Origin of the sequence: Burkholderia sp. AU6039 (assembly GCF_002223365.1) — a bacterium.
Taxonomy (GTDB): Bacteria; Pseudomonadota; Gammaproteobacteria; order Burkholderiales; family Burkholderiaceae; genus Burkholderia.
Genome location: NZ_NKFK01000007.1, coordinates 782,204 through 807,293 on the forward strand (window position 1 = coordinate 782,204; position 25,090 = coordinate 807,293).

Genomic DNA, 25,090 nt, shown 5'->3' on the forward strand with positions numbered 1-25,090 from the left:
GCAATCGAGCTGCCCCAAATGTGACCCATAACTGGCTACCTTTGAAGTGCCCCATAACCGGCTACCCGAGAAAAATCACTGTGCGACGCGGCGGTTCCCGGATCCCGAAAGGCGCCCCATAAAAGGCTACCTACCGGCATCCCCATAGACGGCTACCCAATGCGTTTCCGGGCCGATTTCCCATAACCGGGTACGCTTGCCCCATATCCACAACCCCTATTCCCCACAACGCGGTACCCGAATCCCCAAATCCACAGACCTTAACTCCCAAACCCTTACACCTGTGCTCCCATAAATGGGTACCGAACACCCCTCAAACCCTTGTCAGGTAAGGCTGAGAGCCGTCTAAAAGTAGTTAAAGAAGTAAACGTGGTTTACAAAAGATGTAAACACACGTGCGTCTCTGCAGAAAGACGAACCCCATAAACCGCTACCAATGGGAGCCGTCTATGGTGTTGCCGGCATCTCAAACCATCGATTCACACCTGGAAACAGTGACTTGGCGCCCTGTTCTACACAGGCTCCAGGCCCGACAAGGCTCCCGAAAGAGGTGAGTACACACTCACATGAGCCTGAAAAGTAGAAACCTATGGGAGAAAAACGGGAAGAAAGCCCCGCTTCCAGGCACAGGTTCCCATTTATGGGATCAAAAAAGCGGCTCCGTGACCTCGACGGCGCCCGTTGTCGACACGCAGAGTGGATCAACGATCCGGAAACATGAATCTCTCCGGCTTCGTTCACGGCAGTTTCAAATCATCCCGGACGGCAGCCGAAGGGTTTTTTTGCACTCATGCTTCGCAGTCCACGGACAAGTTTTTCCGTTCGCCCGCGCGCGTCGCTCGTCAAATTTAGCCTGTGGACTGTGCACAGAGGAAATAGATGTCGTTCGCTTGGCTGCCTCCGTGGTCCTCCAACTTTCTACCTTTGGAGCCACCAACCGAATTTCGATGCTGTGCGCCACGGTCGCAAGGAGACTCTGGAACGGCTTCCCAAAGATGAATTGGTGATCCGCGCTGCCGGCACGCATCGTCGGCTCCTGGGTCGATCTAGGGCACACCGCGAACCAACGTGAAGATGCGGGAGGCCACGAAGCTCACCGTAATCGAATTCGAGCGATGATCCCGAACATGCTCACCTTCCGACAGTTTCGAATCCTGTAAAAGCTCACCAACCAGGCAAGGCACCGGGAATCGGCATGCTGTGCAGGCACCGAGACCCGTCTGGGATGCCGGGCAACCCAAGCTGCGGAATGAAAAGCCTGTGACTCGCGCACGTTGCGCGATGCGTTCCTGAGCAGAATCGGACGGTTCACAAGCGTGGCCGCGACACCGCAACCCAACGTGCCACGGTCACCAGACGAGCGCCGCGACATCAGTGCGGCACCGTCGGCGCAGCCGTGAAGTGAATGCCTCCGATGTCTTCACCGCACGCAATGTGTTCACACCATTCGTCATACGGACCACAGGCCTACGCGGTGACGCGTTGTATCGGTTCAGGTGACGCTCGGCATCACAGTGCGGCGATGGGTTGCCGGATCGAATGCTGCGCGCCGTGGCGATGCAATCGTGCGTGCCTTGATCGCTGCAAAACCGAATCGTGGTCGTTTATGGGAGGAACCGCCGCTTGAGCCGCGTCGACCGGCAACGCGGCACACAGTTCGACTGCTGATGCTGTGATCGCGACTAGCCTGATAACAGTCACATCAGACGTGAGCATGCCGGCGACACCACCTATGAAACAGTCCTGGGTATTTCACCTCGCACTGTGCCGCGGGTACATCGCCCATCCTCGTCGCTGAATCGCGGGTACATCGACCGCTTCCTGTCGCCGCCGCAGCGCGATCGGCACACGCAACGATACGTGCGACACAGTTCGTCCTGTCCGTGACAGTCGGCCGGCATCCACGTTTTCTCCCATACGTGTATCCCCAATTCCGTTCTCACGTTGGCGCCACATTTTTCGCGGCGCGGTTATGATGCACAGGTCCCGAACGCGGCATGACAACCGATCGGGGCAGGGGCGGTATCTCGATGGTCTTTCAATCCGTGATAAACCAGATAAGAGAGTTCAGCGATGCAAATCCAGATCAGAAAACTCACGCTGGCTGCTACCGCAGCCGCGTTCCTGTTCGGCTCGGCAGTTCCTGCGTTTGCGCAGACCGACGCCAGCGCACCCGCGGCACAGGACGCGAAGGCAGCGAAGAGCCAGGCACGCAAGGCGGCCCGGGCCCAACGCAAGGCAGAGCACAAGGCAGCGCGTGCGAAGAACAACGCCGAGCTGAAGAAACTCGAAGACGCCGGTTACAAGCCCGCGGCCAATGATCCGAACTATCCGCAGAACCTGCAGAACGCGGAGAAGAAAGCCGCCGGCGCTAGTCAGTAAGCGCCGTCCGGCGGCAAGCCACGGTTCGATCCGCGGCTTGCCACGTGCGTCGCGGCTCCGCGGCGCACATCGAAAACAGCATTCCCGGCACCGACGAAGGCAAACGCGATTCAGGCGCTTGCGTTATTTGTTTCGCATTCCTGTATGTCTCGGCGCGCGCGCTCCGCACACCGACGCAGTCAGTTCCGCACGCCCGGCGCGGCCGTATTTCCCGCCACCTTCAACCAATCCTTGAATGCCCGCACCGCTTCGTCGTTCGCGCGTGCCGAGGCCACGTACGTGAAGTAGCGCCACGGCGGCAGTGCCGGTTCGCTGAACGGCTGTACCAGCCGACCTTCTGCGATGTCGTCCGCGACGAGCGCGATCGGTCCCATCGCGACGCCGAGCCCGTCGAGCGCGCCTTGCAGCGTCAGGTAGAAATGCTCGAGCGTGAGCGAGTGGCGCGGCACGAGATTCGGCTGTCCGGCTGCCGCGAGCCATTCAGGCCACATGCCGGGATAGGTGGCAGCGTGCAGCAGCGTGAAGCCGGCCAGGTCGGCAGGCGTATGCAACGGCCGGCCCTCCAGCAGCTTCGGCGCACACACCGGCAGCCGGACTTCGGACAGGAATTCCTCGGCAACGTAACCGTCGATGGCCTGCGGGCCGCCGCGAACGATCAGGTCGACCTTGTCGCGCAGTTTGTCGATCGGCTCGTTCGACGTCGACAGCCGCACCTCGATGGCCGGATGGGCGACCTGGAACGACGACAGCTTCGGCACCAGCCAGCGCAACGAAAACGTCGCGGGTGCGCTTACGCGCAACACGCGCTGCTGCGCGTGGCCGAAATGCTGCGCGGTGGCGAGCGCGATTCGGTCGAACGACGCGCCGACCTCGGCGAGATACGCGCGGCCCGAATCGGTCAGCTCGACCCGCCGGTTATGGCGTTCGAACAGTGGCCGCCCGAGCCAGGCTTCCAGCTGTTGCACGTGCCGGCTGATCGCGCCGTGGGTCACGCACAGTTCGTCCGCGGCCAGCGTGAAGCTGCCGAGGCGCGCGGCGGCTTCGAACGCACGCAGCGAATTCAGCGGAGGGAGTCGTCGGGCCATTGCATCGTTCGTGTGAATTTTAATCACACGATGGTTCAGGTTTAATCGTTTGATCGGGTACTCAAGCTCCGCCAATATGGCACACAAACGTCCGGCTCGGCCGAACGATTGTCTGAATTTCTCACATGGAGTGCGGAGCATGCCGAACGTGGTGGTCGTGGGCGCCCAATGGGGCGACGAAGGTAAGGGGCGCGTCGTGGACTGGCTGGCGGCACAGGCCGATCTCGTTGCACGCTACAACGGTGGCCACAACGCGGGTCATACGCTGGTCGTGGGCGGCAAGACGTACAAGCTCGCGCTGCTGCCGAGCGGTGTCGTGCGCGGCAAGCGCGGCGTGATCGGCAACGGCGTGGCGCTCGATCCGGAAGCGCTGCTCGCGGAAATCGGGCGGATGGCCGAGCTCGGGCTGCCGGTGACGCCGGATAACCTGTCGATCGCCGAGAACGCAACGCTGGTGCTGCCGATCCACCGCGCGATCGACCAGGCTCAGGAGCGTCTGCGCCGCGAGCCGATCGGCACCACGCTGCGCGGGATCGGGCCGGCCTACGAGGACAAGGTCGGGCGTCGCGGGCTGCGGGTCGGCGATCTCGCGGAACCGGGCCAGCTCGCCGCCAAACTGGATGTGCTCGTCGACCATCACAACGCGTGGTTCCGCGGCCTGGGGCTCGACGAATATTCCCGCGACGCGATGCTGGCGACGCTGGTCGACCTTGCGCCGCGGATCCTGCCGTTCGTGCGCCCCGTCTGGGCCGATCTCAACGACGCGACCGACCGCGGCGAGCGCATCCTGTTCGAAGGGTCTCAAGCCGTGATGCTGGATATCGACTGGGGCACGTACCCGTTCGTGACGTCGTCCGGCACCGTTGCCTCGGCGGCGGCGGCCGGTACAGGGCTCGGTGCGTCGAAGCTCGGCCACGTGCTGGGCGTCACGAAGGCGTATGCGACGCGGGTGGGCGGCGGCCCGTTCCTCACCGAGCTGTCCGACGCGACCGGCGAAACGCTGCGTGCGCGCGGGCAGGAGTTCGGCGTGAATACCGGCCGGCCGCGCCGCTGCGGATGGCTCGACGCCGCGCAGTTGCGTCAGGCCGTCAGGATCTCGGGCATCGATTCGCTGGCGCTCACCAAGCTCGACGTGCTCGACGGTTTCGAGTCGATCGAGCTGTGCGTCGGCTACGAACTCGATGGCGTGCGGGTCGATCATCTGCCGGCGAGCCTCGATGCGCAGTCGCGAGCGAAACCCGTGTACGAGCGGTTCGACGGCTGGCGCGGCACCGTGAAGGGGGTACGTGAACGTGCGGCGCTGCCGCGCGCCGCGCAGGATTTCATTGCGCGCGTCGAAGCGGTCGCCGGCGCACCGGTATCGATGATCACGACCGGCGCGGAGCGCGACGACACGATCGTGTTGCGTAATCCGTTCGATGCGGCCGCCGGCGCCTGATACGTCGGACATGCCGTGAATCGCGCGGCGGCATCGGGGTTGCCGGGTAGTTTTTGCCGATCCGATGCCGGTCGTGTGCCGGTGCGACGGGGCGCGTATGCGCGCGGTCCATACACCGTGCGCACGGCGGCTCGGCGACACGATTCGGCGTCCGGATCACGCCGCATACGGCGAACTGGACACGTCTGCACTGCTGCTGTACTGTTCCGCACAATTCGCGCCAGACCGGCCTGCGCCGGCGCTGCCGGCACCATGGCCGCGCGGTGGCGCGACGTGATCTCAATCCCGGGGACAGGTCGATGGACACGTTACAGATGATGCGCATTTTCGTCCGGGTGGCGGAAGAGGGCAGCTTCACGAGCGCAGCCCAGCGCCTGGATATCACGACGGCTTACGCATCGCGGTCGGTCGCGCAGCTCGAAACGCACCTGCGCACGCGCCTGCTCAACCGCAGCACGCGCCGCATCGCGCTGACCGACGCCGGGCAGCGCTATCTCGACCGCTGCCAGCGCATCCTCGGTTATATCGACGAAGCGGAAGCCGAGGCGGCCGACGCACAGGCAAAGCCGTCGGGACGGCTGCACGTTCACGCGACGACGAGTTTTGGCCAGTCCTACGTGGTGCCCGCAGTCGTGCGCTACCGTGAGCGCTATCCGTCGGTTGCGGTCGAACTGACGCTGTCGCAGCATGTGCCAGACATCATCGACGAAGGCTACGACGTATCGCTGCAGTTGAGCACGACCGAGTTGCCCGATTCCGGGCTCGTGTCGCAGCGGCTCGGCGAAGTGGGCAGCGTGCTGTGCGCGTCACCCGCATACCTGAAGGCGCGCGGTACGCCGCACACGGTGAGCGACCTCGACGGGCATGCGTGCCTGCAGATCGTCACGCCGCTCTTTCCGCGCGACCGTTGGCATCTCGATGGCCCCAACGGACGCGAAACGTTCGAACTGCCATTGCCGGATTTCCAGGTGAACATCGCCGATGCGCTCGGCGCCGCGCTGCGTGCCGGACTCGGGATCGGTTCGCTGCCGATGTCGGCCGCCCTGCCCGGGCTCGCGAGCGGCGCGCTGGTGCGCGTGCTGCCCGACTACCGGTTGCAGAAGCTGACGGTCTATACGCTGTACGCGTCGCGTCAGTATCTCGACGCGAAGATCCGCACGTTCGTCGATTTCCTGCGCGAATGCGTGCCAGAGTTGCTGGCTGCCGACGAGGCTGCGCTGGCCGCTTCCTGCAAGTCCTGAAGTCGAACCTTCCGCATGTGAGTACGACGTTGCGCGTCGATCGCGCCAATAATACGCAGTCCTGTATTTGACGCGGATATCGGCCGCATCCCCACGACCGACCCGGGCAATGACGCCCGGGTGACCGGCGTGCCCTTATGAAAGCGCTTGCTTTCGATATCGAACATCGTTGGTTCGGTGCGTGGTGCCAACCCCCTAGAATCGGTTCGACCGGCTTCATCGCATGCGCGCGCGAAGCTGCATCCTCTTCATCGAACCCGATACGACATGGCAGACCAACACTCGACAACCCGCCGCCGGCTCCTGCATGCCGGCCTGGCGATCGCGGCGGGCGCCGCCGCGCATCCGGGCTTCGCGCTGGCGAGCACCGCCGGCGCGCGTACGTTGCGCATCGGCTATCAGAAAGGGCCGCTCAGCCTGTTGAAGGCACGCGGTACGCTGCAGAGCAAGCTTGCGACACTCGGCGTGACCGTCACGTGGACCGAGTTTCCGTCGGGGCCGCCGCAGCTCGAGGCACTGAACGCGGGATCGATCGACTTCGGCGATGTCGGTGAGGCACCGCCGATCTTCGCGCTCGCGGCCGGCGCGCCGCTCGTCTATTACGCGCAAACGCCGGCCGGCCCCGCGGCCGAGGCATTGATAGTTGCGAAGGATTCGCCGGTGAAGACCTTCGCGGACCTGCGCGGCAAGCGCATCGCGCTGGTGAAGGGATCGAACACGCACTTCCTGCTGGTCCGGCTGCTGCAGTCCGCGAAGCTCAATTACACCGACATTTCGCCAGTCTGGTTGTCGCCGTCCGACGCGCGGGCCGCGTTCGAGAACCACTCGGTCGATGCATGGATCATCTGGGATCCGTTTCTCGCGGTGGTCCAGCAGGCGTTCGGCGCGCGCATCGTCGCGGACGGCACCGGGCTCGTCGAGAATCGCAGCTATTACTTTACGTCGCGCACCTATGCGCAGCGTAATGCCGACGTGCTGGACGCGGCCGTGTCGGAATTGACGACGGTCCAGCGATGGCTCGATGCGAACCGCGCGCAGGGCGCGGCCGAGTTCTCGAAGCTGTGGGGGATTCCGGAGCCGGCGGTGGCGCTCGCATTTCGCCGCGCGCGCTTCGGTGTCGAGCCCGTCACGCGTGACACGCTCGCGTATCAGCAGCGCATCGCCGATGTGTTCTACCAGACTGGCGTCCTGCCGAAACGCGTCGACGTCAGTCTGGCCGCGCCACCTGCACTCGCGTGACCGCGCAGCCGGCCCGGAATGTCGGGCTCAGCGGCGGAACGGCAGCGCCACATCGTCCGGAATCGGGCACACGTACGGCCGGCCGCCACGCCGCTCGAGCAGTTCCGCCTTCGCCTGCGCAAGCGTGTCCGGCGCGCCGAACAGGTCGATCGCGGTCGCGGCCATCGTCTTCGCTGCCAGCAGCATCCCCTTGTGTGCGAGCGGTGTCTTGCCTTGCGCGACCCACTGCCACGAGTGCGGTGGCGTGCCGAATGCGTAGCAGCTCGTATGGCATTGCGCGGTCGGCGTGACCCAGCTCACGTCGCCGACGTCGGTCGAGCCGCAGATCGGGCGGCCCTTGCCGGGCTCGTACGGATCGATCCCGTCGAACAACGCCTTCGGATCGCGCCATGCCTGGTTCAGCGAACGTGACGACGTTTCGATATCCTGAGCAGTGAGCGTCTGGCGCTGATACGCATCGGCGAGCGCTGCGTCGTCCGCGTCGAAGCCGGCGGTGCCGATCGACTGCAGATGCCGGTACATGACCTGGTTCAGCACGGCATTTTCCAGCAGGTTCGAGCAGGCTTTGTCGAACACGATCTCGAGCCGGCAATCGGTCATCATCGCCGCACCGCGCGCGACGTTCTTCACGCGCTCGAACAGCTCGGCCGCCTGATCGTTGCGGGCCGCGCGCACGAGGTACAGCACTTCCGCATTGGCCTGCACCACGTTCGGCGACAGGCCGCCCGTGTTTGTCACTGCGTAGTGCACGCGCGCTTCGGGCAGCATGTGTTCGCGCAGGTAGTTGACGCCGACGTTCATCAGCTCCACGGCATCCAGTGCACTGCGGCCGAGGTGCGGCGACGCGGCGGCGTGTGATGCCTTGCCCGTGAAGCGGAAGTACGCCTGGATGTTCGCGAGCGAACCGGCCGGAAAGATGCCCGTGTACACGTGCGGGTGCCACGACAGTGCGGCGTCGAGATCGTCGAACACGCCGGCACGTGCCATGAACGTCTTGCCGGATCCGCCTTCCTCGGCCGGGCAGCCGTAGAAGCGCACGGTGCCGGGCTGGCCCGTGCGTTCGAGATGCGACTTCACCGCTGCCGCGGCGAGATGCGCTGCGGTGCCGAGCAGATGGTGGCCGCAGCCGTGGCCGTTGCCGTTCGAGATCTCGCCCGACGGCTGGCAGGTGAATGCGCCGGCTTCCTGGCTGAGTCCGGACAGTGCATCGTATTCGCCGAGGATGCCGATCACGGGGCCGCCGTGACCGGCTTCGGCGATGAACGCGGTCGGAATGTCGGCCACGCCGCGCGTCACGCGAAAGCCGGCTTCTTCCAGCATCCGGATGTGCAGGTCGGTCGACGCGAATTCCTCGTAGCGCAACTCGGCGAGGTTCCAGATCCGGTCGGACAGCTCGGTGAATTGCGCACGCTGGCTGTCGATGAAATCGAGGGCGAGTGAAGTCATGAATTGCTCCTGTGAAGAGACTGGCGCGGTCAGAATTTCTGCCGGAGGCCAAGGGCGAAGACGGTGCTGCTCATGCCGGGCGCGGATATGGGCGCGGAGCCGAACGACAGCGCTGACTGTCCGGTGTTCCTGAAGCCGCCGAGCCGTATGTACACACCGGTGAGTTTCGAAAACTGGTAGTCGTAGCCGAGCAGCGCACCGAGCGCATGGCTCGCCTGGCCGGCGATCGTGCGATACGCGAGGTCGGCGCGGATCGCGTGCGGGCCGCGCTGCCAGATCGCGCCGAGCGAATAGACCTGAGCGACGAGCGTGCCGGGCGCGGTGGGGCGCATCAGCGTGTACGCGAACGACGCGAGCGTCGGGCCGAACGCATACGACGCGCTGGCCATCACCGAGTCGGTGCGCGCACCGTCCGGAGCGCCGCCCGGCGTTGACGACGTGGCGGCCCACATCGCGTTGTACGCACCGCTCAGCATCACCGGGCCACGCGCGAAATTGGCGACGGCACCTGCGTTGCTGGCGATCGGGCTCGCGCCTGCCGCGTTGCGGAACGCGTAGAGCACCGTAACGTCGAGCCCGCCGTAGGTCGGCGTCTTGTAGCTGATCGCGTTCTCGATGCGCCCGGGCAGCGAAGCGGCACCGCGCCCGAGATCGCTGCCGATCAGCGCGGTGCTGGCGAACGGCGACAACTGGCCGACGAGATAGAACGGATCGGCCGCTTCCGGCACGATCGCCGGATACTGCTTGCCGAGCTTGATCGTCCCCCAGTCCGCGGAGCCGATCGCCACGTTGGCTTCGCGGTTGTAGAACGATGCCGCGCTTTGCGGGCGGCCGGACATCAGGTCGAAGCCGCTTTCGAGGCGGAAGCTCGCGCGCAGGCCGCCGCCGAGATCCTCGCTGCCGATGAAGCCGAAGCGCGACGTCGATGCACCGCCGCTCATCAGGCCGACGCTCGTCTGGCTGCCGATGCGCGCGTATTGCAGGAAGCTGTCGAGCGCGCCGTAGATCTGTACGTTGGCGCGGGCCGGCGCGGCCCACATGCAGGTTGCCGCGCAGCACGCGGCCATCAGGGTTGAATTGCGCACGTTTGTCTCGTGATGTCGCGATCGTCGGCGCGCGAATCGCAGGCTTGCAGGGGCCCGCCCGCGCACGCGTCGACGTCGCGGATTCTGTTGTCTGATTGAGGGGGCGCGGCCGGTGTCCGGCGTCGCCGTGAATGAAGCGGTGCGCCGCTCAGCGGCCGTCGTGATGCGAATCGGCCGGGCGCTCGCGGAAGCGCCACAGCGCGATCATGCTGACGGCGCCGCACGCGAGCACGTACCAAGCGGGCGACATCGGGTCGCCGGTGCGATGCAGCAGCCACGTGACGTTGAACTGCGCGAAGCCGCCGAAGATCGTCACGCCGAAGCTGTAGATCGTCGCGAGCGCGGTGGCGCGCACGCGCGGCGGGAACGCCTCCATGATCAGCAGCAGGAATGCGGAACTGCCTGCAGTGGCGAAGGCCATCACGACAGTGACGATCGCGACCATCAGCCCCGCCGACGGCGCGGCGATCAGCAGCCGGAAGGCGGGATACACGCACGCGAGCGACAGCAGCCACGTGACGGCGATCAGCGGCTTGCGGCGCGGCAGGCGATCGATGATCCACAGGCCCGACACGAGCGCGGCGACGATCATCGCCAGCCCCGACGCGCAGCCCGCCAGCAGCGACGTCGCCATCGGCAGGTGAAGCGTGCGTACCGCATAGGCCGGCATGTAGAACACGAAGATGTAGAGCGTCGACGTGCCGCCGATGATCATCAGCGTGCCGAGCACGACGCGGCCGAGGTAGCGCGTGAACACTTCGCGTACCGCGCTGCCGTCGGCGTCACGCGTCGACACATGCGTTTCGTCGAGATGCCGGCGGATGTAGAAGCCGACCGGGCCGAGCAGCAGGCCGAGCAGGAACGGCACGCGCCAGCCCCAGCTTTCGAGCGCGTCCGCCGACAGCACGGCCGACAGCAGCGCACCGCTGAGCGCGCCGAGCAGCGCCGCGACGCCCTGGCTGATCATTTGCCAGCTCACCATGAAGCCGCGGCCGGACAGCGGGCCCGATTCCATCAGGAACGTGGTCGACGCACCGATTTCACCGCCGGCCGACAGGCCCTGCAGCAGCCGGCCGATCACGACCAGTACCGGTGCGATGACGCCGATGCGTGCATAGGACGGCGTCAGCGCGATCAGCGCGGTGCCCGCGATCATCAGCTGGATCGTCAGCGTCAGCGCCGCGCGCCGGCCCGCGCGATCGGCGTAGTTGCCGATCAGCACGCCACCCAGCGGGCGCATCACGAAGCCGACGCCGAACGTCGCCATCGCGAGCAGCAACGGGCCGGCGCCCGAATCGACCGGAAAGAAGGTCTTGCCGATCAGCGCGGCGAAGTAGCTGAACACGGTGAAGTCGAACATCTCGAGCGCGTTGCCGGCCGAGGTGGCGATGATCGTCCGGGTCTGCGCCGAGCGGCGGCGCGGGGCCGGCGGCGCGTCGATGAGCGGCGTGGCGGCGTCTTGCATCGGGGTTGTCTCCATGGGTATCGGTATCGTGAGCGCCGCATGGATCGTCAGGCATCCTGCGAGAGCTGGCCGCATGTTAAAACCGGGCAAAACATCGCGATACGCGCAAATTTTTATCCTGATAACATTTGCTTATCTCCTGATGCCTTTCGTCTGCCTCGTTCCATTCGGGTCGTTGTCTTGCAGAAAAGATGTCCGCAGTCTCAATCAGTCGTCTTTGAAGAAGACGTGGCGTGTCGCAGGTCCCGGGCGAACTGCGCGGACGTCAGATAGTCGATATGAACCTGCTCGTCCCGCGCGACCGGCCTCATGATGTCGTCGGCAAAGCCATGTAGGAACTTGAGAAGCAGGGCAGGCGTGGGTGCAGAATCGGAGAACTGGCGAGGCAAGGGCGGGAGCTCCCGACGATCGGGAGTCCGTATCGAACGGGCCGAACGCCACCGTTATATCCATGCCGGAAGGCATGATGGTGGAACGCCTCGTCTGGGTGCGGAAGAATCACGTCGAATTCCGTGACCCCGTGGATCAGCATTGCGAAGGCAAGTGCGCCGTCGCGGATCACGACTGCGATGGCCGCCGTGGACTGTTGATTGCGTCACACATCTACCGGCGGGCACGGTCCAACCCGACGGCAAAGACGGACGTTGGTCACGGTCTGCTGCTGTCCTCCCCCATCGACAGGCTCTTCGACCAAGGCCTAATCTCGTTCGCCGACGATGGGATGATGCTTACGAGTAACGATCTGGCGCTACGGACGAAGCAGGTGGTCGCAGTCAAGCGGGTATGAAGATCGCGGACTCGAAAAAGATCACGAAGGGTATGAGGAAATATCAGGCCAAGTACCGCCGTCTTCAGGGTTTTCGGCGATGGCGGACTGAGGTCGGCCTCTTACCGGTCGAGCGTCCGGATACGACAGCGGCATATTCCCAATCTCGCCTTTTAAGACAGTCGCTCGCGCCGAAAGTGTGACGGCACGAGCATGCTGCGCGAGTAGTGCAGTACGACCGACGTTTCCAACCAATTCATAGGCTGCCAATCATTTGAACTGATCTGCGCCGCCTCCAATTCCATTGGAAATGAATGTGGCAAGCATTTTTGTCTTTGTCTCAACATCGGTTTCTTCAATTTTATTTTCAGAAAGCCGTCCAATTCGATGATCGAATGCGCCCATAACAAGCGCGCCAACCGCAAACAAGTAACTCCAGCACAGGTACTCTTCCGAGGCCTTTGGCAACGCTCGTCGCAGTGCCGAGATGTATGCTTTGGCAAGTGGGTCGTAATATTCTTCAACGATGCCGCGCGTTGCCTCCTGCGGATCAGATGCCTCTCGCGCAACGAGTTGCGCATACTCCCGGCCCTCTGGAGTTGCATAGCTCATAACGATCGGCGATACCCAGGCCATCGCGATTTTCAGCAAGATGTCGGGTTGATCGAAATCGGAGATTTGCTCAAGCTGAGCCAGACGCTCTTCAACCAGTCCCTTTCTGTATTCAAAAATTGATTTATACAGTCCAAGCTTCGTTTCGAAGTGGTAGACAATAAGCGGAAGACCTACTTCTGCTTCCTTTGCTATATCACGCATTGAAACTCCGTGATATCCCTCGCGAGCGAAAAGCCGCTCGGCCGCAAGAATCGCGCGTTCCCGCTTGTCTATTTCCGGCTTCTTGTCGGATTTGCCACGCCCACGTTGCGTGTCGCGCGACGTCGTCTGAGTCATACGTATTTGTCCCATTATTGCTATCGGCTTCGATTGTACTGCAGCGTAGAAAACGAACGCTCAGTCAGGCGGTGGGCACACCCGCCACATAGGTATTAATCCTACGTGACACTAAAAACTAGACACACGTACAGTCAGCTCCGTGCTGATCATGGGACGATGAATTTCCCGACGCAGCATTCTTTTTGGCCGGTGCTTTCACGAGAAGCAAGGTCTTTGACTCGTGCCCGACATCCGGTGCGATCCGTACCCGGCTCGTGCCTTTCCATTCATGACGGGTATCAAGCCAGCGCTCGAAAGCGCGCAAGGCGACCGTGGGAATTTCAAAGCCCCCGAGAAGCGTGGCGCGAAGACCTTCCCCCGCCCGTCTCCCAAGCTTCGGGTGACGGCCGCTGGCTTCAAGCAAACCATTGCGATAGTGGGCCGGGATTGACCAACAAAACAATCGACAGCCGCTCGGGCGCCATAGTCTGACTCAACGGACATATTGGAATAGGAGACAACATTATGATCAGGATTGCGAAATTTAAGAGAGCCGCATTCCTTCTTGGCAGCTGCATTTCTACTGCGGCGATAGCACAGCAGTCTTCGGTGCAGCTCTACGGGATTCTCGATGCTGTCGTCGGATCCTTCAAACCAAGTGGCGCAAGCGGTAGCAGTCTGGCGATGCTGAGTGGCGGTCAAACGACCTCCTTCTACGGCATCCGGGGCTCTGAAGATCTCGGCGGCGGTCTCCGCGCCAACTTTGCCGTAGAGGGCTACCTGCTCTTGAATTCCGGGCAGTCCGGTCGGTTCGCAGGGGACAACGCATATTCACGAAACACCTATGTCGGGCTGTCGGGTCAATGGGGTGAAATCCGAGCGGGGCGGCTAATCAATCCTCTTTTCTTCATCACTGCCCGAACGAATTCATTGGGTGGGTCCACGCGCTTTAGCCCGCTCATGGTCCAGACTTGGATAGCCGACTTCGGGCGAGCAGTGGCCGGTGATACCAGTTGGGACAGCGCTGTTTCCTATGAGTCGCCCGCCATAGCCGGCACGAAGGTCACGGTGCAATACGGCATCCCCGGGAGTGGCGCGCACGATATCTCCGCGGCCGTTGTCTACGATCAGGGGCCGCTTTATGCGTCCGCCGTTGCGCAGCGGACGGGGTATGGGCCCGGCTTCACCCCGGTGACCTCGCATCAGAACGTCTACTTTGTCGGTGTCACCTACAAGTTCCAATACCTGTCGCTGTCTGCGTCGTTCGACCGCACGCTGACTTATCCCTCGGGGCGCTCAACCAAAACATGGCAAACCGGTTTCTCAATTCCAATTGGCGTCTCGAGCATCGGTGCCTCCTGGGCTCGTACGGACTTGTCCGCGGCGACGACGCATCAGCACCGCGACACCGCTGGCCTGACTTACAACTATCCACTTTCCAAGCGCACCGACACCTATCTGAGCTACCTGTACGACAAGCTCAGCACCGCAGGCACCGGCAACACCTTCGGAGTCGGGCTTCGTCACCGCTTCTGACAGGCGCGCTGATGTCGAGTGGTTGCACTCAATATATTTCGCATTACTGATTTTAAGCGTTGCTGTCGAATGTGAAGCGTGGACCTTCATGCGCCTGGATGTCCGATGCGGGCGCGGATTGTACGTGAGCGAACCGGGCTGCAACGCCGATGCCGCACAACGATGTCTTGAGCAGACACACGGGCGGGTCATTGTCGCGGGCGTTCGAAAGCAGCGATTTTGCCGTGCCTGACATCGGATCACACGTCCTTGTCGCAACGGGGCTCATCTGACGTCGTGCGGGCATGACCATTTATCAAAGAGAGGGGGGGGCCTAGAGAGCGGCAGCATCTCGTGGTTTCCCCTAGGAAAATTACCGACTGACTGGACGTATAGTTCGTAGCGTAAACAAAACTGTACGACTGTACAGTCAACGCCGTAAGGCGGCGACTCCAGGAGACAACCACCATGCTTCACTCCGCACCCAACCTGAAATGGCGCGTGCTGATCGGATACTTTTTGAGCTACATGTTCGACGCCGTGGACATCATCATCCTGGCGATTGCGATGCCGGCAATCAGGGCATCGCTACAGATCGGCCCGGCACAAGCGGGGATGCTGGTCACTGCAACCTTGCTCGGTGTCGGCATTAGCGGCCTGGTCATGGGCCCCTTGGCCGACCGGTGGGGGCGCCGCAGCGTGCTGTTGCTGTCGCTCGGGAGCTTCGGCTTGCTCACGATGGCGATTGCCGCAGCGACAGATTGGCGCGAAGTGCTCGTACTGCGCTTTCTCTCAGGATTGGGTCTGGGCAGCGTCTGGAGCCTTGCCGCATCGCACATGAACGAGACATGGCCGACGGACCAACGCGCGCGAGCCACATCCTTTGTGCTGAGTTCGTTTTCCATCGGCGCAGCCGTCGCCTCGGCCGCGGCTGCCTATGTCATCCCGACCCACGGCTGGCGCGTGCTGTTCTTCGTCTGCGGTGCAGCAGTCTCGATCGCCATGGCCTACGTTTGGTTGCGAGTGCCCGAGTCCGAAGCGTGGAAGGCGAAGCAGCAGCACAAGGGTAGCGGCCCGAACCACCCTGGCAACGGCAGTGGCGTGGCGTCACTGTTCGCCCCGGGCCTTCTGCGGGTGACGTTACTGGGAACGTTGACGTCGGCGCTCGCGCTTGCCGCGTACTGGGGCGCCAGCACGTGGCTGCCGACTTTCCTGGTGAAGGAGCGCGGACTGGAAATGGGCATGATGGCGCGTTTCCTGGCCCTGCTCAACGTCGGCATGTTCATTGGCTACAACGTTTTCGGCTACATCGCGGACCGCATCGGCAAGAAAAAGGCCTTGCTAGTTTCTCTGATCTGCACCGGCCTGCTGCTGCCCTTCTATGTCCAGGCCACCGACCGGACGGTCCTGCTGTTGCTGGGCCCGGTGTTCGCCTTCTTCATGGCCTTCGCGGGGCTGATGGGCTCGTATTTCGCGGAACTGTTTCCGACCCAGGTACGCGCTACAGGCACGGGATTCTGCTTCAACGTGGGACGCGGCTTTTCTGCATTCGCGCCTCTGCTGTTGGGCTCGATGTCCAGCGCCTTCGGCTTTGGCCCGAGCATTGCCGTGTGCGGTGGCGTGTTCGTGGTGGCTGCCGTGGCCGTCCTGATGCTGCCGACCGGAGAAGCGCTTTCCGCGGAAGAAGCCGTCACCGCGCATTGAATCCTGCCGAATCTACTTGTACTTCAAGAACAGGGATCTTTATGACACGTCGATTCGTTGATCTGTCCATCTACCTGGAAAATGACATCGTCTCCGATCCGCCGGCCTTCAGGCCCGAGATTCAGTACTTCACCCATGAGCACACGGTCGACCAGATCGAACCGTTCTTTCCGGGCTTGAAAAAGGAGGACCTGCCCGACGGCGAGGGCTGGGCCGTGGAGAAGGTCACGCTTTCCACCCACAACGGCACGCACCTGGACGCACCCTTTCACTTCCACAGCACGATGGACAAGGCGCTGGGCGAGAAGAAACGCGCGTGGACCATCGACGAAGTGCCGCTGGAGTGGTGCTTCCAGCCCGGCGTGAAGCTGGACTTTTGCCACTTCGCCGATGGCTACGTGGTCAACGCCGCCGACGTCGATGCGGAACTCAAGCGCATCGGCCACACGTTGCAGCCGCTGGAGATCGTGGTCGTCAACACTCGTGCCGGCAGTCGCTATGGCAACAACGACTACGTGTCGGCCGGCTGCGGCATGGGCTACGACGCCACCATGTATTTGCTCGAGCGCGGCGTACGCTTGACCGGCACCGACGCGTGGAGTTGGGACGCGCCCTTCGTCCATACCGCCGAAAAATATGCCGAGAGCCGCGACGCCGGATTGATCTGGGAGGGCCACAAGGCGGGCCGCGACATCGGCTACTGCCACCTGGAGAAGTTGCACAACCTGGAGGCGCTGCCACCGGACGGCTTCTTCATCAGTTGCTTCCCACACAAGATCCGTAACGCCTCGGCCGGTTGGACGCGCGCAGTCGCAATCTTCGACGACAGGCTGACCGCAGCCGCCTGATCCATTCACCTTCCCTCCACCACACGACGAGGAACACTCATGAGCAAGACCATCATCAGTTGCGCGATCACCGGCTCCGTGCACACGCCCACGATGTCGCCGTACCTGCCCTGCACGCCGGACCAGATCACCGAGCACAGCATCGCCGCCGCGCAGGCGGGCGCAGCCATCATTCACCTGCACGCGCGCAACCCCGTCGACGGCAGCCCTTCATCGTCGGCCGACGTATACATGCAGTTCCTGCCGCGCATCGCCGAGCAGACGGATGCCGTGCTCAACATCACCACGGGCGGCAGCGTGACGATGACGCTCGAGCAGCGACTCGAAGGCGCACTGCGCGCCTCGTCGGAGATGGCTTCGCTGAACATGGGGTCGATCAACTTCGCGATGTTCCGCATGGCCGAAAAAAGCCGCGAGTGGAAGCATGACTGGGAGGTGCCCTATCTGAAGAATACGGAGGACGGGATCTTCCGCAACACCTTTCGTGACATCCGCTACATCCTGGAAACGCTGGGTAAGACGCATGGCACCAGGTTCGAGTTCGAGTGCTACGACATTGGCCACCTGTATAACCTGGCCTATTTCGTCGAGATTGGCCTGGTCAAGCCGCCATTCCTCATCCAGTCTGTGTTCGGCGTGATGGGCGGCATCGGTGCCGACCCGGAAAACGTGCTGCTGATGAAGCAGACGGCCGATCGCCTTTTCGGCAAAGACTACGTCTGGTCGCTGTTCGCCGCAGGCCGCCAGCAAATGCCGTTCGTGACGATGGGCGCGGTCATGGGCGCCAACGTGCGCGTCGGCCTGGAGGACAACCTGTTCATGGGACGAGGCCGGCTCGCCACGTCGAACGCCGAGCAGGTAGCGAAGATCAGCCGCATCCTGACCGAACTGGGGCTGGAAATTGCCACGCCGGGCGAGGCGCGTGCGATGTTGGGCCTGAAAGGGCGGGACAAGGTCAATTTTTGAGAGGCAGCAGTGAACGAATTTTTCCCGACTGACCGTGTTTGGAATCCGTCCGTCAGCTTCGTGTCGGGACGGAGTGCCAATCGAAGTGAAATCGATGGAATCGGTCGCGAGTTCGTCGTAGCGGCTCGGATCGGCGACGGCCATGCATCACATGAATCTGTTTCCGCTTGGCGCGGTTCCGGTGAATGGAAATTCACCCCGAAAACAGAGAGCGGTACCGAGCAGCATGCACACGGAGAACGAACATGAGCCGCGCCGCGAATCCCCTTTCCGGCTGGACGCTGGATCGCGCTGACATCCGGCAGGTTGGCCGGGATTTGCGCCGACCGGAATGCGTTCTCGCCGAGAGCGACGGCACGTTATGGAGCGCCGATGCGCGCGGCGGCGTGATGCGCATTGGCGCCGATGGCGGGCAGACACTCGTCACGGAGCAGCATGGTGCGCGTTTCGATTTCAGTGCTGGCGAGCAATCCAGCCTTCTCGGAGGTACGCTGCCGAACGGTCTCGCATTCGCACACAACGGCGATTTGCTCATCGCGAACTTCGGCACTGATGCGCTCGAGACAATGACGCGCGATGGCCACACACGCATTCTGCGGAATTCGATCGACGGCATGCCGCTCGGGAAGGTGAACTTCGTGCTACGCGATTCGAAGAATCGCGTCTGGCTGACCGTCTCTACCCGCATCAATCCGTGGACCGACGCCATCCGTACTGACCTTGCCGACGGCTACATCGCATTGCTGGATGAAAAGGGGCTGCGCGTCGTTGCGGACGGTTTCGCGTTCACCAACGAGATTCGTTTCAATGCAAGCGAGACGTATCTGTACGTCGCGGAAACAACGGCCAATCGCGTGAGTCGATTGCGCGTCGCCGACGACGGCTCACTGAGCGGACGCGAAGTCTTCGGGCCACGCGATCTCGGGCGTGGCCTGATCGACGGCATCGCGTTTGACGCGCACGGCAACCTGTGGGGCGCAATGGTATTCGCGGATCGACTGATCGCGATCACGCCTGAAGGCGAGTTGATGACACTGTTCGACGATTGCAACGTGCCGGCGATCGAACGCTTCGAGTCCGAATTCCACTCCGGCCGCGCCGTGAGTTATGACACGCTCTCCGCGTGCGGCGGCACTGTCGCGCCCTGGATGGCCAGCGTGACGTTCGGCGGTCCGGATCTGAAGACTGTATATATCGGCAGCCTGAAGGGTACGACGATTCCGAGTTTCAGGTCGCCGGTCGCGGGTCTGCCGATGATTCACTGGCGCCAAGCCGTGTGTAATCGATGATCGTATCGTCGTGCGAAAAATGGAAATGCCCGCTCATCGAACGGGCATTTGAAGAGGTGGGGCAGGGAGCTTGCCGTGGACGACGTCCAGCAAGATCCGCTCCCTGTTTTCTGTCGCCGGCCATAGATCGGCTTTGACTTGAGAATGACCGCTGCGTTGCAGGCTCGCAACGTGGACTTCGCGCTTTACCCTCCTGCACCAGCGTTGAGCGAACCCACGTAGCGAAGCAGGTCCATTGCGATGCCAATAGAACGCGCTATTTACGTCTCCGGAAATGTCGGTCGCCGCCCGGATGATCCGGATTGCGTCTCCAAGGTAATTTTGCGCACTTTCGGAGCCAGGCAAGCAAGCGTTTGCATATCGATATGCAGGGCGGCAGCGAAGCGTCGCGCAGGGAGGGTGGGCGTGGCGCTTTCCGGCTCCCTCAGAGGTGCCATGAACGGGTCGAAACCGCGACGCGGCGTTGAACCGCGGGCCTGCTCGGGTTCCATGGTAGATTAGCCCGCGCACACGATTTGCACATTGATGGCACAAGCGTCGTGGATGCCGCTGGACGCTGAAACGCATTTCAACGGCACCGCTTGTCGCCAAATTTCGTGGAGACACGCAGGCAGGGCTTGCGACATTCCCAAAGACAACTTTTCCGGGGATATCCGTAGCCAAGGACATCTTCTCCGAGGCGAAAGGCAGGCAGTCTTCTCGGAAAGATGTCCAAGTCCTTGATCTGGCTAGCGGGTGAAAGCCCCCTTTTGTGATAGCCCACATTCGTCGCATGAAACTCCACCAGCTCCGCGCGCTCGTGGCCGTTGCCCGCTCGGGCAGCATCCATGAAGCCGCGTACCCTGCACCTCACGCAACCGGCCGTCACGCGCTCGCTGCGCGATCTCGAGGACGAGCTCGGGCTGATGCTGATCGCCCGCAGTTCGTCGGGCGTGACGCTGACCGATGCGGGGCGCGCGATGTTGCAGCGGGCCGAACTGGTCGTCAATGAGGTTGCGCGCACCGAGGAGGAAATGGCGCAGTTGCGCGAGAACCGGCAGGGCCGGCTCGCCATCGGGATGACACCGCTGGCGGGCATCACGGTGCTGCCGGCTGCGTACAACCGCTTTCGCCGCGCGATGCCCGACGTCCAGCTCGAATTCGTCGAGGGCAGCCCGTCGCAACTGGTCGAGCAGTTGAAGAACGGCGCGCTCGATTTCGCGCTCGGTGCGGGTGCGGATGCGCAGGACTTCACGTCCGTGCGCTGCGAGCATCTCGACACCTTTCCGATGTGGTTCGCGGTGAGCCGCAAGGGCAAGCTGGCCGGCGCGACTTCGCTGGCCGATCTGCAGGATGCGGAATGGCTGCATACGGGGCCATCCGCCGAATTCCGCGCGTTTCTCGCGGAGCTGTTCGCGCAGGCCGGCCTGCCGGTGCCGCGCCGCGTGACGCGCTGCGCATCGCAGACGCTGTTCTACGCACTGGCCGTCAACAGCGACGTGGTGACGGCGTGGACGCAGCTCGCACTGCGCAGCGAAGATGCGTCCGATACGCTGAAGACGCTCGATCTCGTCGGGCAGCCGCCCGCGCGCAACCTCTATCTGTTGTTCCGCGACAGCGCGGTGCTCACGTCGTCGGCCGAGTACTTCGTCCGCTGCATCGATGAAGCCGTGCAGGCCGAGCGTGCGAATGCCGGCGGGAAGAAACGCGGTACGCGCTCGCGTGCGTCGCACGCGTGAGGTGCCGGCCTACGGTGCGACGCGCGATAACGGCACCGCTTCGTCGCGCAGCTTCAGCACATCGCGGCCCGGCGCATCGCCGAACAGGCGCGCGTATTCGCGGCTGAACTGCGACGCGCTCACATAGCCGACACTGCGGCACGCCTGCCGCGCATCCATCTCCGACAGGCACATCAGGCGGCGTGCCTCCTGCAGCCGCAACACCTTCTGGCATTGCAACGGGCTCATCGACGTGACCGCACGGAAGTGGTAATGGAAGGTCGACGGGCTCATGTCCACCTGCCGCGCAAGCGATTCGACCGTCATCGGGTCGAGGTAGTGGTCGCGTATCCAGGCGACGGCGCGCGAGATGCGCTGCGTCGTCGAATCGGCCTGGCCGACCTGCGCGACGCGTGCGCCCGACGGGCCCCGCAGCAGCCGGATGAGGATTTCGTCGACGATCAGCGGCGCGAGCAGGTCGATGTCGTCGGGGTGCGCGATCAATTGCATCAGGCGCACGACGGCGTCGACGATTTCAGGCGGCGTATCGTGCGTGTCGAGCGCGCTGTAGTCGGCGGCTTTCGGCAGCCCGTGCGGAAACACGCGCGGCGTGAGTGCCGCGATGCGGTCCGGGGCGAGATCGAGTTGCACGTAAAGGAACGGCTCGGCCGGGTTCGCGCGTATCACGCGGCCGGTGACGGGCAGGTCCGCTGTCGCGACCATCATCCGCGATTCGTCGGTCACGTAGGTTTCATCGCCGACCCGCGTCGATTTCGCACCTTGCCCGACGATGCTCAGGCACGCGTGGTGCACGCCATGGTTCCAGGGCGGCGGTGACGCGGACGCGCGCCCGATGCGCATGCCACGTACCGGGAGCTCGAACGTGCCGTCGTGCGGTGCATAAGCGGCGATCAGCGCGGCGAGCCGGGCCGTGGGCGACCGCGCCGGCAACCGAGGGTCGTGATCGGGCGTGATGCGCTGTAGCGGCGGCGTTCGGGCGTCGATTTCCATGGTGCGTGAGCGGATGGCGGAGTGGTCAGTGCAAGGTGCGCGGCTGCGATTCCGGGTTGGTGTCCCGGCAGGGGTGCCGGCACGGCGGTCACATCGTACGGCGAGTCGCGTGCACGTGATTGCCTAAACCTGTGGGAAATTAGCCCGATCATCCGGATCTGCATGGCCGGTGGCCGCATCGCTGGTCACTGCGCGGTGTGCAGCGCACAAATTCGGAAATTAAGGCAAAACAATCGCAGGATCGGGCAAGCCATTTTCCGGCCGTTTTCATACCATTGCACCTGCTGAAACAAACGTGATCCAGTGCACTCCGGCGATACGGGTATGACCGTCGCATGGCCGGGGGATACCGCTGGCATTGCCGCAGCGAACCACTGGAAAAGACTCAGGACTGCTATTCGAATAGTCATGCATCGGGCCAGCCGAGGCCGGCTTGCGTCCGTTGCATGCCGGCTCGCGTCTGGCGCGAGCGTGCCGACCGACCCGGCGTGGCTGGCGTCGGTGCAGCCGCATTGGCCGGGCCGTTGCATGTCGGTCGCGATGCGGCGACGGAGGTGCGCGTCAACGCAGTCGACCGCGCAGGGAAATCCGGACAAATGGACCAACTTCAATCGATTCGGGCATTCGTGACGGTGGCAAGGGAAGGCGGCTTTCGCCGGGCGGCGACCCGGCTGCGCGTGTCGACGGCGATGGCGAGCCGGCTGGTCGATGCGCTCGAGACGCGCCTTGGCGCACGCCTGCTTCAACGCAGCACCTGCCACCAGTCGCTGACGGAAATCGGCGAGCTGTACCTCGCGCGCGTCGAGCGGATTCTCGGTGCGATCGACGAGATCGACGGTCGTTTCGTCGCGATGGGCAGCAAGCCGGAAGGCGCGTTGCGCATTGCTGCGCCGGTCGCGTTCGGGCTCAGCCAGTTGAGCGCGTTGCTCGATCGTTTCGTCAACCGGTTTCCGGACGTGCGGCCGACCGTCACGCTGACCGATGCCCATGTCGACCTGACATCCGAAGACATCGATGTCGCGTTTCTGACCGACGGCATGCCGGTGACAGGTGCGCATGCGCTGCACACGCTGGCCGCCTACGAATCCGTGCGCGTCGCGGCGCCGACTTATGTCGATGCGCATGGCGGCGCGGCTGCGTCGGGCGACTGGCCGGACATCACGGCCGTGCGGCTCGATCTGCCGGCGACCGGCGATGACGATGCGGTTGCGTTTCGACCCGACACGGCGCCCGGCGGCAGTTTGGGTGTCGGCCATCTCGAGATGGCACGGCGGCTGGCTGTGGCCGGCATGGGCGCTGCGGTGCTGCCCGCGTATCTCGTCGACGCCGATCTGGTGGCCGGCACGCTGGTGCGCGTCGCGCCGATTCGCCCGCTCGCGCCCGTCACGCTGAAGCTCGCGCATGTGCGCACCGCGCATCTGCCGGCCGCTGCACGGGCATTCATCGAATTCGCCGGCGCCGCGTTCCAGCCGGCGAGCTAGCGGCCCGGTTGATAGCCGCGGCAATGCCCGCCCGCCAGGGCAGCGGGCTCATGGTTTTTTCCACGGAAGCAGTTCGACGAACGAACGCTCCGCAGGGCGCAACGCACGCCCGAAATACGTGACCTCATTCGCGGCAAACAGGAAGCGACAGCATTCCGGCCGCGCGTGCAGGTCACGAGGAGATCTGGTGATTCCCATTGAAGGTCGTCTATTTGCGAGAGGTCGCTCCATGCGCGTCGAACGGGTTCCATACCGCTTAATCACTGCTGCAACGGCTGCCGTTTTCCTGGCCGCGTGCGGAAAAAAAGAATCGGCACCGCCGCCGCAAACGCCGGAAGTCGGCATCGTCACCGTCCAGCCGCAGGCCGTGCCGGCGGTAACCGAACTGCCGGGCCGCACCAGCGCATTTCTGGTCGCGCAGGTGCGCGCGCGGGTCGACGGCATCGTGCTGCGTCGTGAATTCACCGAAGGCACCGACGTCAAGGCCGGCCAGCGGCTGTACAAGATCGACCCGGCGCCGTACGTCGCCGCGCTGAACAGCGCGAAAGCGACGCTCGCGCGGGCACAGGCGAACCTCGTCACGCAGAACGCGCTGGTCGCGCGCTACAAGGTGCTGGTGGCCGCTAACGCCGTCAGCAAGCAGGACTACGACAACGCGGTGGCCACGCAAGGCCAGGCCGCGGCGGACGTCGCAGCCGGCAAGGCGGCAGTCGATACCGCGCAGATCAACCTCGGCTATACCGATGTCGTCTCGCCGGTTTCAGGCCGAGTCGGCATCTCGCAGGTGACGCCGGGCGCGTATGTGCAGGCGAGCCAGGCGACGCTGATGTCGACGGTGCAGCAGATCGATCCGGTGTACGTCGACCTCACGCAGTCGAGCCTCGACGGGCTGAAGCTGCGCCAGGACGTGCAGAGCGGCAAGCTGAAAACGAGCGGCCCGGGCGCCGCGAAGGTGTCGCTGATCCTGGAGGACGGCAAGACCTATTCGGAAGCCGGCAAGCTGCAGTTCTCGGACGTGACGGTCGACCAGACCACCGGCTCGGTGACGATTCGCGCGATCTTCCGGAATCCGGGCCGCGTGCTGCTGCCGGGCATGTTCGTGCGCGCGCGGATCGAGGAAGGCGTGAACGAGAACGCGTTCCTGGTGCCGCAGATCGGCGTCACGCATGACCAGAAGGGCCAGGCGATCGCACTGGTCGTGAACGCGGCCAACAAGGTCGAGACACGTCCGTTGACGACGGCCGGCACGTACGGCCAGGACTGGATCGTCGAAGGCGGTCTTCAAGCGGGCGATCACGTGATCGTGCAGGGCGTCGACAAGGTGCGCCCGGGTGCGACCGTGAAGACCGTCGCGGCCCAGCTCGCACCGGCGCCGGACGCTGCGTCCGGCACACCGGCAAGCGCTGCGAATGCGTCCGGCGCCGCGCCGGCGAGCACCGTCGCCCATGCTGCCGTGCGTTCGACCGCTGCGTCGTCCGCGCAATAACAAGGAGTCCGTT

19 protein-coding genes are annotated in these 25,090 nt (G+C 63.6%); 13 read left to right on the forward strand and 6 right to left on the reverse strand.

Annotated elements, in window-relative coordinates:
* Nucleotides 1-2,073: 2,073 nt before the first annotated feature.
* The gene (locus CFB39_RS35500; RefSeq protein WP_046547226.1) at nt 2,074-2,382 is read left to right on the forward strand and encodes a hypothetical protein; all 309 of its coding nucleotides are present in this window, start codon (nt 2,074-2,076) and stop codon (nt 2,380-2,382) included.
* Nucleotides 2,383-2,561: 179 nt separating this feature from the next.
* Here the strand turns inward: CFB39_RS35500 and gcvA are convergent, their stop codons facing one another.
* Nucleotides 2,562-3,467, reverse strand: coding sequence for a transcriptional regulator GcvA (gcvA, locus tag CFB39_RS35505; protein WP_089476471.1), 906 nt, complete (start codon nt 3,465-3,467; stop codon nt 2,562-2,564).
* 139 nt (nt 3,468-3,606) lie between these two features.
* On the opposite strand from gcvA, the gene CFB39_RS35510 reads away from it, so the two are divergent.
* From CFB39_RS35510 to CFB39_RS35530, 3 genes are all read left to right on the forward strand, one after another.
* The gene (locus CFB39_RS35510) at nt 3,607-4,905 is read left to right on the forward strand and encodes an adenylosuccinate synthase (protein WP_089476472.1); all 1,299 of its coding nucleotides are present in this window, start codon (nt 3,607-3,609) and stop codon (nt 4,903-4,905) included.
* A 299-nt stretch (nt 4,906-5,204) separates the two neighbouring features.
* Nucleotides 5,205-6,146, forward strand: coding sequence for a LysR family transcriptional regulator (locus CFB39_RS35520; protein ID WP_089430038.1), 942 nt, complete (start codon nt 5,205-5,207; stop codon nt 6,144-6,146).
* Nucleotides 6,147-6,413: 267 nt separating this feature from the next.
* Nucleotides 6,414-7,385 carry an aliphatic sulfonate ABC transporter substrate-binding protein gene (locus CFB39_RS35530; protein ID WP_089476474.1) on the forward strand — a complete coding sequence of 324 codons (972 nt, stop codon included), beginning with the start codon at nt 6,414-6,416 and terminating at the stop codon, nt 7,383-7,385.
* A gap of 27 nt (nt 7,386-7,412) precedes the next feature.
* Here CFB39_RS35530 and CFB39_RS35535 read toward each other — a convergent pair whose 3' ends face one another.
* The 3 genes from CFB39_RS35535 to CFB39_RS35545 all read right to left on the reverse strand — a co-directional run bounded on the left by CFB39_RS35535 (nt 7,413) and on the right by CFB39_RS35545 (nt 11,396).
* Entirely contained in the window at nt 7,413-8,831 is a 1,419-nt protein-coding gene (locus CFB39_RS35535) for a M20 family metallopeptidase (RefSeq protein WP_089476475.1), read from the reverse strand.
* Nucleotides 8,832-8,860: 29 nt separating this feature from the next.
* A complete protein-coding gene (locus CFB39_RS35540; protein WP_143329945.1) occupies nt 8,861-9,916 on the reverse strand; it encodes a porin in 1,056 nt (351 codons plus the stop codon).
* A gap of 148 nt (nt 9,917-10,064) precedes the next feature.
* Nucleotides 10,065-11,396, reverse strand: coding sequence for an MFS transporter (locus CFB39_RS35545; protein WP_373452706.1), 1,332 nt, complete (start codon nt 11,394-11,396; stop codon nt 10,065-10,067).
* Between the two features lie 436 nt (nt 11,397-11,832).
* Here CFB39_RS35545 and CFB39_RS35555 point away from each other — a divergent pair, with 436 nt between their 5' ends.
* Nucleotides 11,833-12,168, forward strand: a complete 336-nt coding sequence (locus CFB39_RS35555; protein WP_089476477.1) for an HNH endonuclease signature motif containing protein — start codon at nt 11,833-11,835, stop codon at nt 12,166-12,168.
* A 249-nt stretch (nt 12,169-12,417) separates the two neighbouring features.
* On the opposite strand, the gene CFB39_RS35560 is transcribed toward CFB39_RS35555, so the two are convergent.
* Nucleotides 12,418-13,098, reverse strand: a complete 681-nt coding sequence (locus CFB39_RS35560; protein WP_241025972.1) for a TetR/AcrR family transcriptional regulator — start codon at nt 13,096-13,098, stop codon at nt 12,418-12,420.
* A 507-nt stretch (nt 13,099-13,605) separates the two neighbouring features.
* On the opposite strand from CFB39_RS35560, the gene CFB39_RS35565 reads away from it, so the two are divergent.
* The 6 genes from CFB39_RS35565 to CFB39_RS35595 all read left to right on the forward strand — a co-directional run bounded on the left by CFB39_RS35565 (nt 13,606) and on the right by CFB39_RS35595 (nt 21,120).
* Entirely contained in the window at nt 13,606-14,616 is a 1,011-nt protein-coding gene (locus CFB39_RS35565) for a porin (RefSeq protein ID WP_089476479.1), read from the forward strand.
* A 447-nt stretch (nt 14,617-15,063) separates the two neighbouring features.
* Nucleotides 15,064-16,299, forward strand: coding sequence for an MFS transporter (locus CFB39_RS35570; protein ID WP_089476480.1), 1,236 nt, complete (start codon nt 15,064-15,066; stop codon nt 16,297-16,299).
* A 41-nt stretch (nt 16,300-16,340) separates the two neighbouring features.
* The gene (locus CFB39_RS35575) at nt 16,341-17,147 is read left to right on the forward strand and encodes a cyclase family protein (protein ID WP_089476481.1); all 807 of its coding nucleotides are present in this window, start codon (nt 16,341-16,343) and stop codon (nt 17,145-17,147) included.
* 39 nt (nt 17,148-17,186) lie between these two features.
* The gene (locus tag CFB39_RS35580; protein WP_089476482.1) at nt 17,187-18,113 is read left to right on the forward strand and encodes a 3-keto-5-aminohexanoate cleavage protein; all 927 of its coding nucleotides are present in this window, start codon (nt 17,187-17,189) and stop codon (nt 18,111-18,113) included.
* A 245-nt stretch (nt 18,114-18,358) separates the two neighbouring features.
* A complete protein-coding gene (locus CFB39_RS35585) occupies nt 18,359-19,402 on the forward strand; it encodes an SMP-30/gluconolactonase/LRE family protein (RefSeq protein ID WP_089476483.1) in 1,044 nt (347 codons plus the stop codon).
* Between the two features lie 827 nt (nt 19,403-20,229).
* The gene (locus CFB39_RS35595; RefSeq protein WP_089476484.1) at nt 20,230-21,120 is read left to right on the forward strand and encodes a LysR family transcriptional regulator; all 891 of its coding nucleotides are present in this window, start codon (nt 20,230-20,232) and stop codon (nt 21,118-21,120) included.
* A 9-nt stretch (nt 21,121-21,129) separates the two neighbouring features.
* Here the strand turns inward: CFB39_RS35595 and CFB39_RS35600 are convergent, their stop codons facing one another.
* On the reverse strand, nt 21,130-22,110 hold the full coding sequence (locus CFB39_RS35600) for an AraC family transcriptional regulator (protein WP_089476485.1): 981 nt from the start codon (nt 22,108-22,110) through the stop codon (nt 21,130-21,132).
* Between the two features lie 596 nt (nt 22,111-22,706).
* On the opposite strand from CFB39_RS35600, the gene CFB39_RS35605 reads away from it, so the two are divergent.
* Together CFB39_RS35605 and CFB39_RS35610 are read left to right on the forward strand one after the other, a co-directional pair.
* Nucleotides 22,707-23,591 (forward strand): LysR family transcriptional regulator, encoded by an 885-nt coding sequence (locus CFB39_RS35605; protein ID WP_089476486.1) that lies wholly within the window; start codon nt 22,707-22,709, stop codon nt 23,589-23,591.
* A gap of 229 nt (nt 23,592-23,820) precedes the next feature.
* Nucleotides 23,821-25,077, forward strand: a complete 1,257-nt coding sequence (locus tag CFB39_RS35610; RefSeq protein ID WP_089476487.1) for an efflux RND transporter periplasmic adaptor subunit — start codon at nt 23,821-23,823, stop codon at nt 25,075-25,077.
* Nucleotides 25,078-25,090: the final 13 nt, after the last annotated feature.

Coding starts and splice junctions, on each gene's coding strand:
- CFB39_RS35555 (WP_089476477.1), top strand. CDS start 11,833: ATGCCGGAAGGCATGATGGTGGAACGCCTCGTCTGGGTGCGGAAGAAT.
- CFB39_RS35580 (WP_089476482.1), top strand. CDS start 17,187: ATGAGCAAGACCATCATCAGTTGCGCGATCACCGGCTCCGTGCACACG.
- CFB39_RS35565 (WP_089476479.1), top strand. CDS start 13,606: ATGATCAGGATTGCGAAATTTAAGAGAGCCGCATTCCTTCTTGGCAGC.
- CFB39_RS35570 (WP_089476480.1), top strand. CDS start 15,064: ATGCTTCACTCCGCACCCAACCTGAAATGGCGCGTGCTGATCGGATAC.
- CFB39_RS35545 (WP_373452706.1), bottom strand. CDS start 11,396: ATGGAGACAACCCCGATGCAAGACGCCGCCACGCCGCTCATCGACGCG.
- CFB39_RS35610 (WP_089476487.1), top strand. CDS start 23,821: ATGCGCGTCGAACGGGTTCCATACCGCTTAATCACTGCTGCAACGGCT.
- CFB39_RS35605 (WP_089476486.1), top strand. CDS start 22,707: ATGGACCAACTTCAATCGATTCGGGCATTCGTGACGGTGGCAAGGGAA.
- CFB39_RS35560 (WP_241025972.1), bottom strand. CDS start 13,098: ATGACTCAGACGACGTCGCGCGACACGCAACGTGGGCGTGGCAAATCC.
- CFB39_RS35585 (WP_089476483.1), top strand. CDS start 18,359: ATGAGCCGCGCCGCGAATCCCCTTTCCGGCTGGACGCTGGATCGCGCT.
- CFB39_RS35595 (WP_089476484.1), top strand. CDS start 20,230: ATGAAGCCGCGTACCCTGCACCTCACGCAACCGGCCGTCACGCGCTCG.
- CFB39_RS35510 (WP_089476472.1), top strand. CDS start 3,607: ATGCCGAACGTGGTGGTCGTGGGCGCCCAATGGGGCGACGAAGGTAAG.
- CFB39_RS35575 (WP_089476481.1), top strand. CDS start 16,341: ATGACACGTCGATTCGTTGATCTGTCCATCTACCTGGAAAATGACATC.
- CFB39_RS35500 (WP_046547226.1), top strand. CDS start 2,074: ATGCAAATCCAGATCAGAAAACTCACGCTGGCTGCTACCGCAGCCGCG.
- gcvA (WP_089476471.1), bottom strand. CDS start 3,467: ATGGCCCGACGACTCCCTCCGCTGAATTCGCTGCGTGCGTTCGAAGCC.
- CFB39_RS35520 (WP_089430038.1), top strand. CDS start 5,205: ATGGACACGTTACAGATGATGCGCATTTTCGTCCGGGTGGCGGAAGAG.
- CFB39_RS35600 (WP_089476485.1), bottom strand. CDS start 22,110: ATGGAAATCGACGCCCGAACGCCGCCGCTACAGCGCATCACGCCCGAT.
- CFB39_RS35530 (WP_089476474.1), top strand. CDS start 6,414: ATGGCAGACCAACACTCGACAACCCGCCGCCGGCTCCTGCATGCCGGC.
- CFB39_RS35535 (WP_089476475.1), bottom strand. CDS start 8,831: ATGACTTCACTCGCCCTCGATTTCATCGACAGCCAGCGTGCGCAATTC.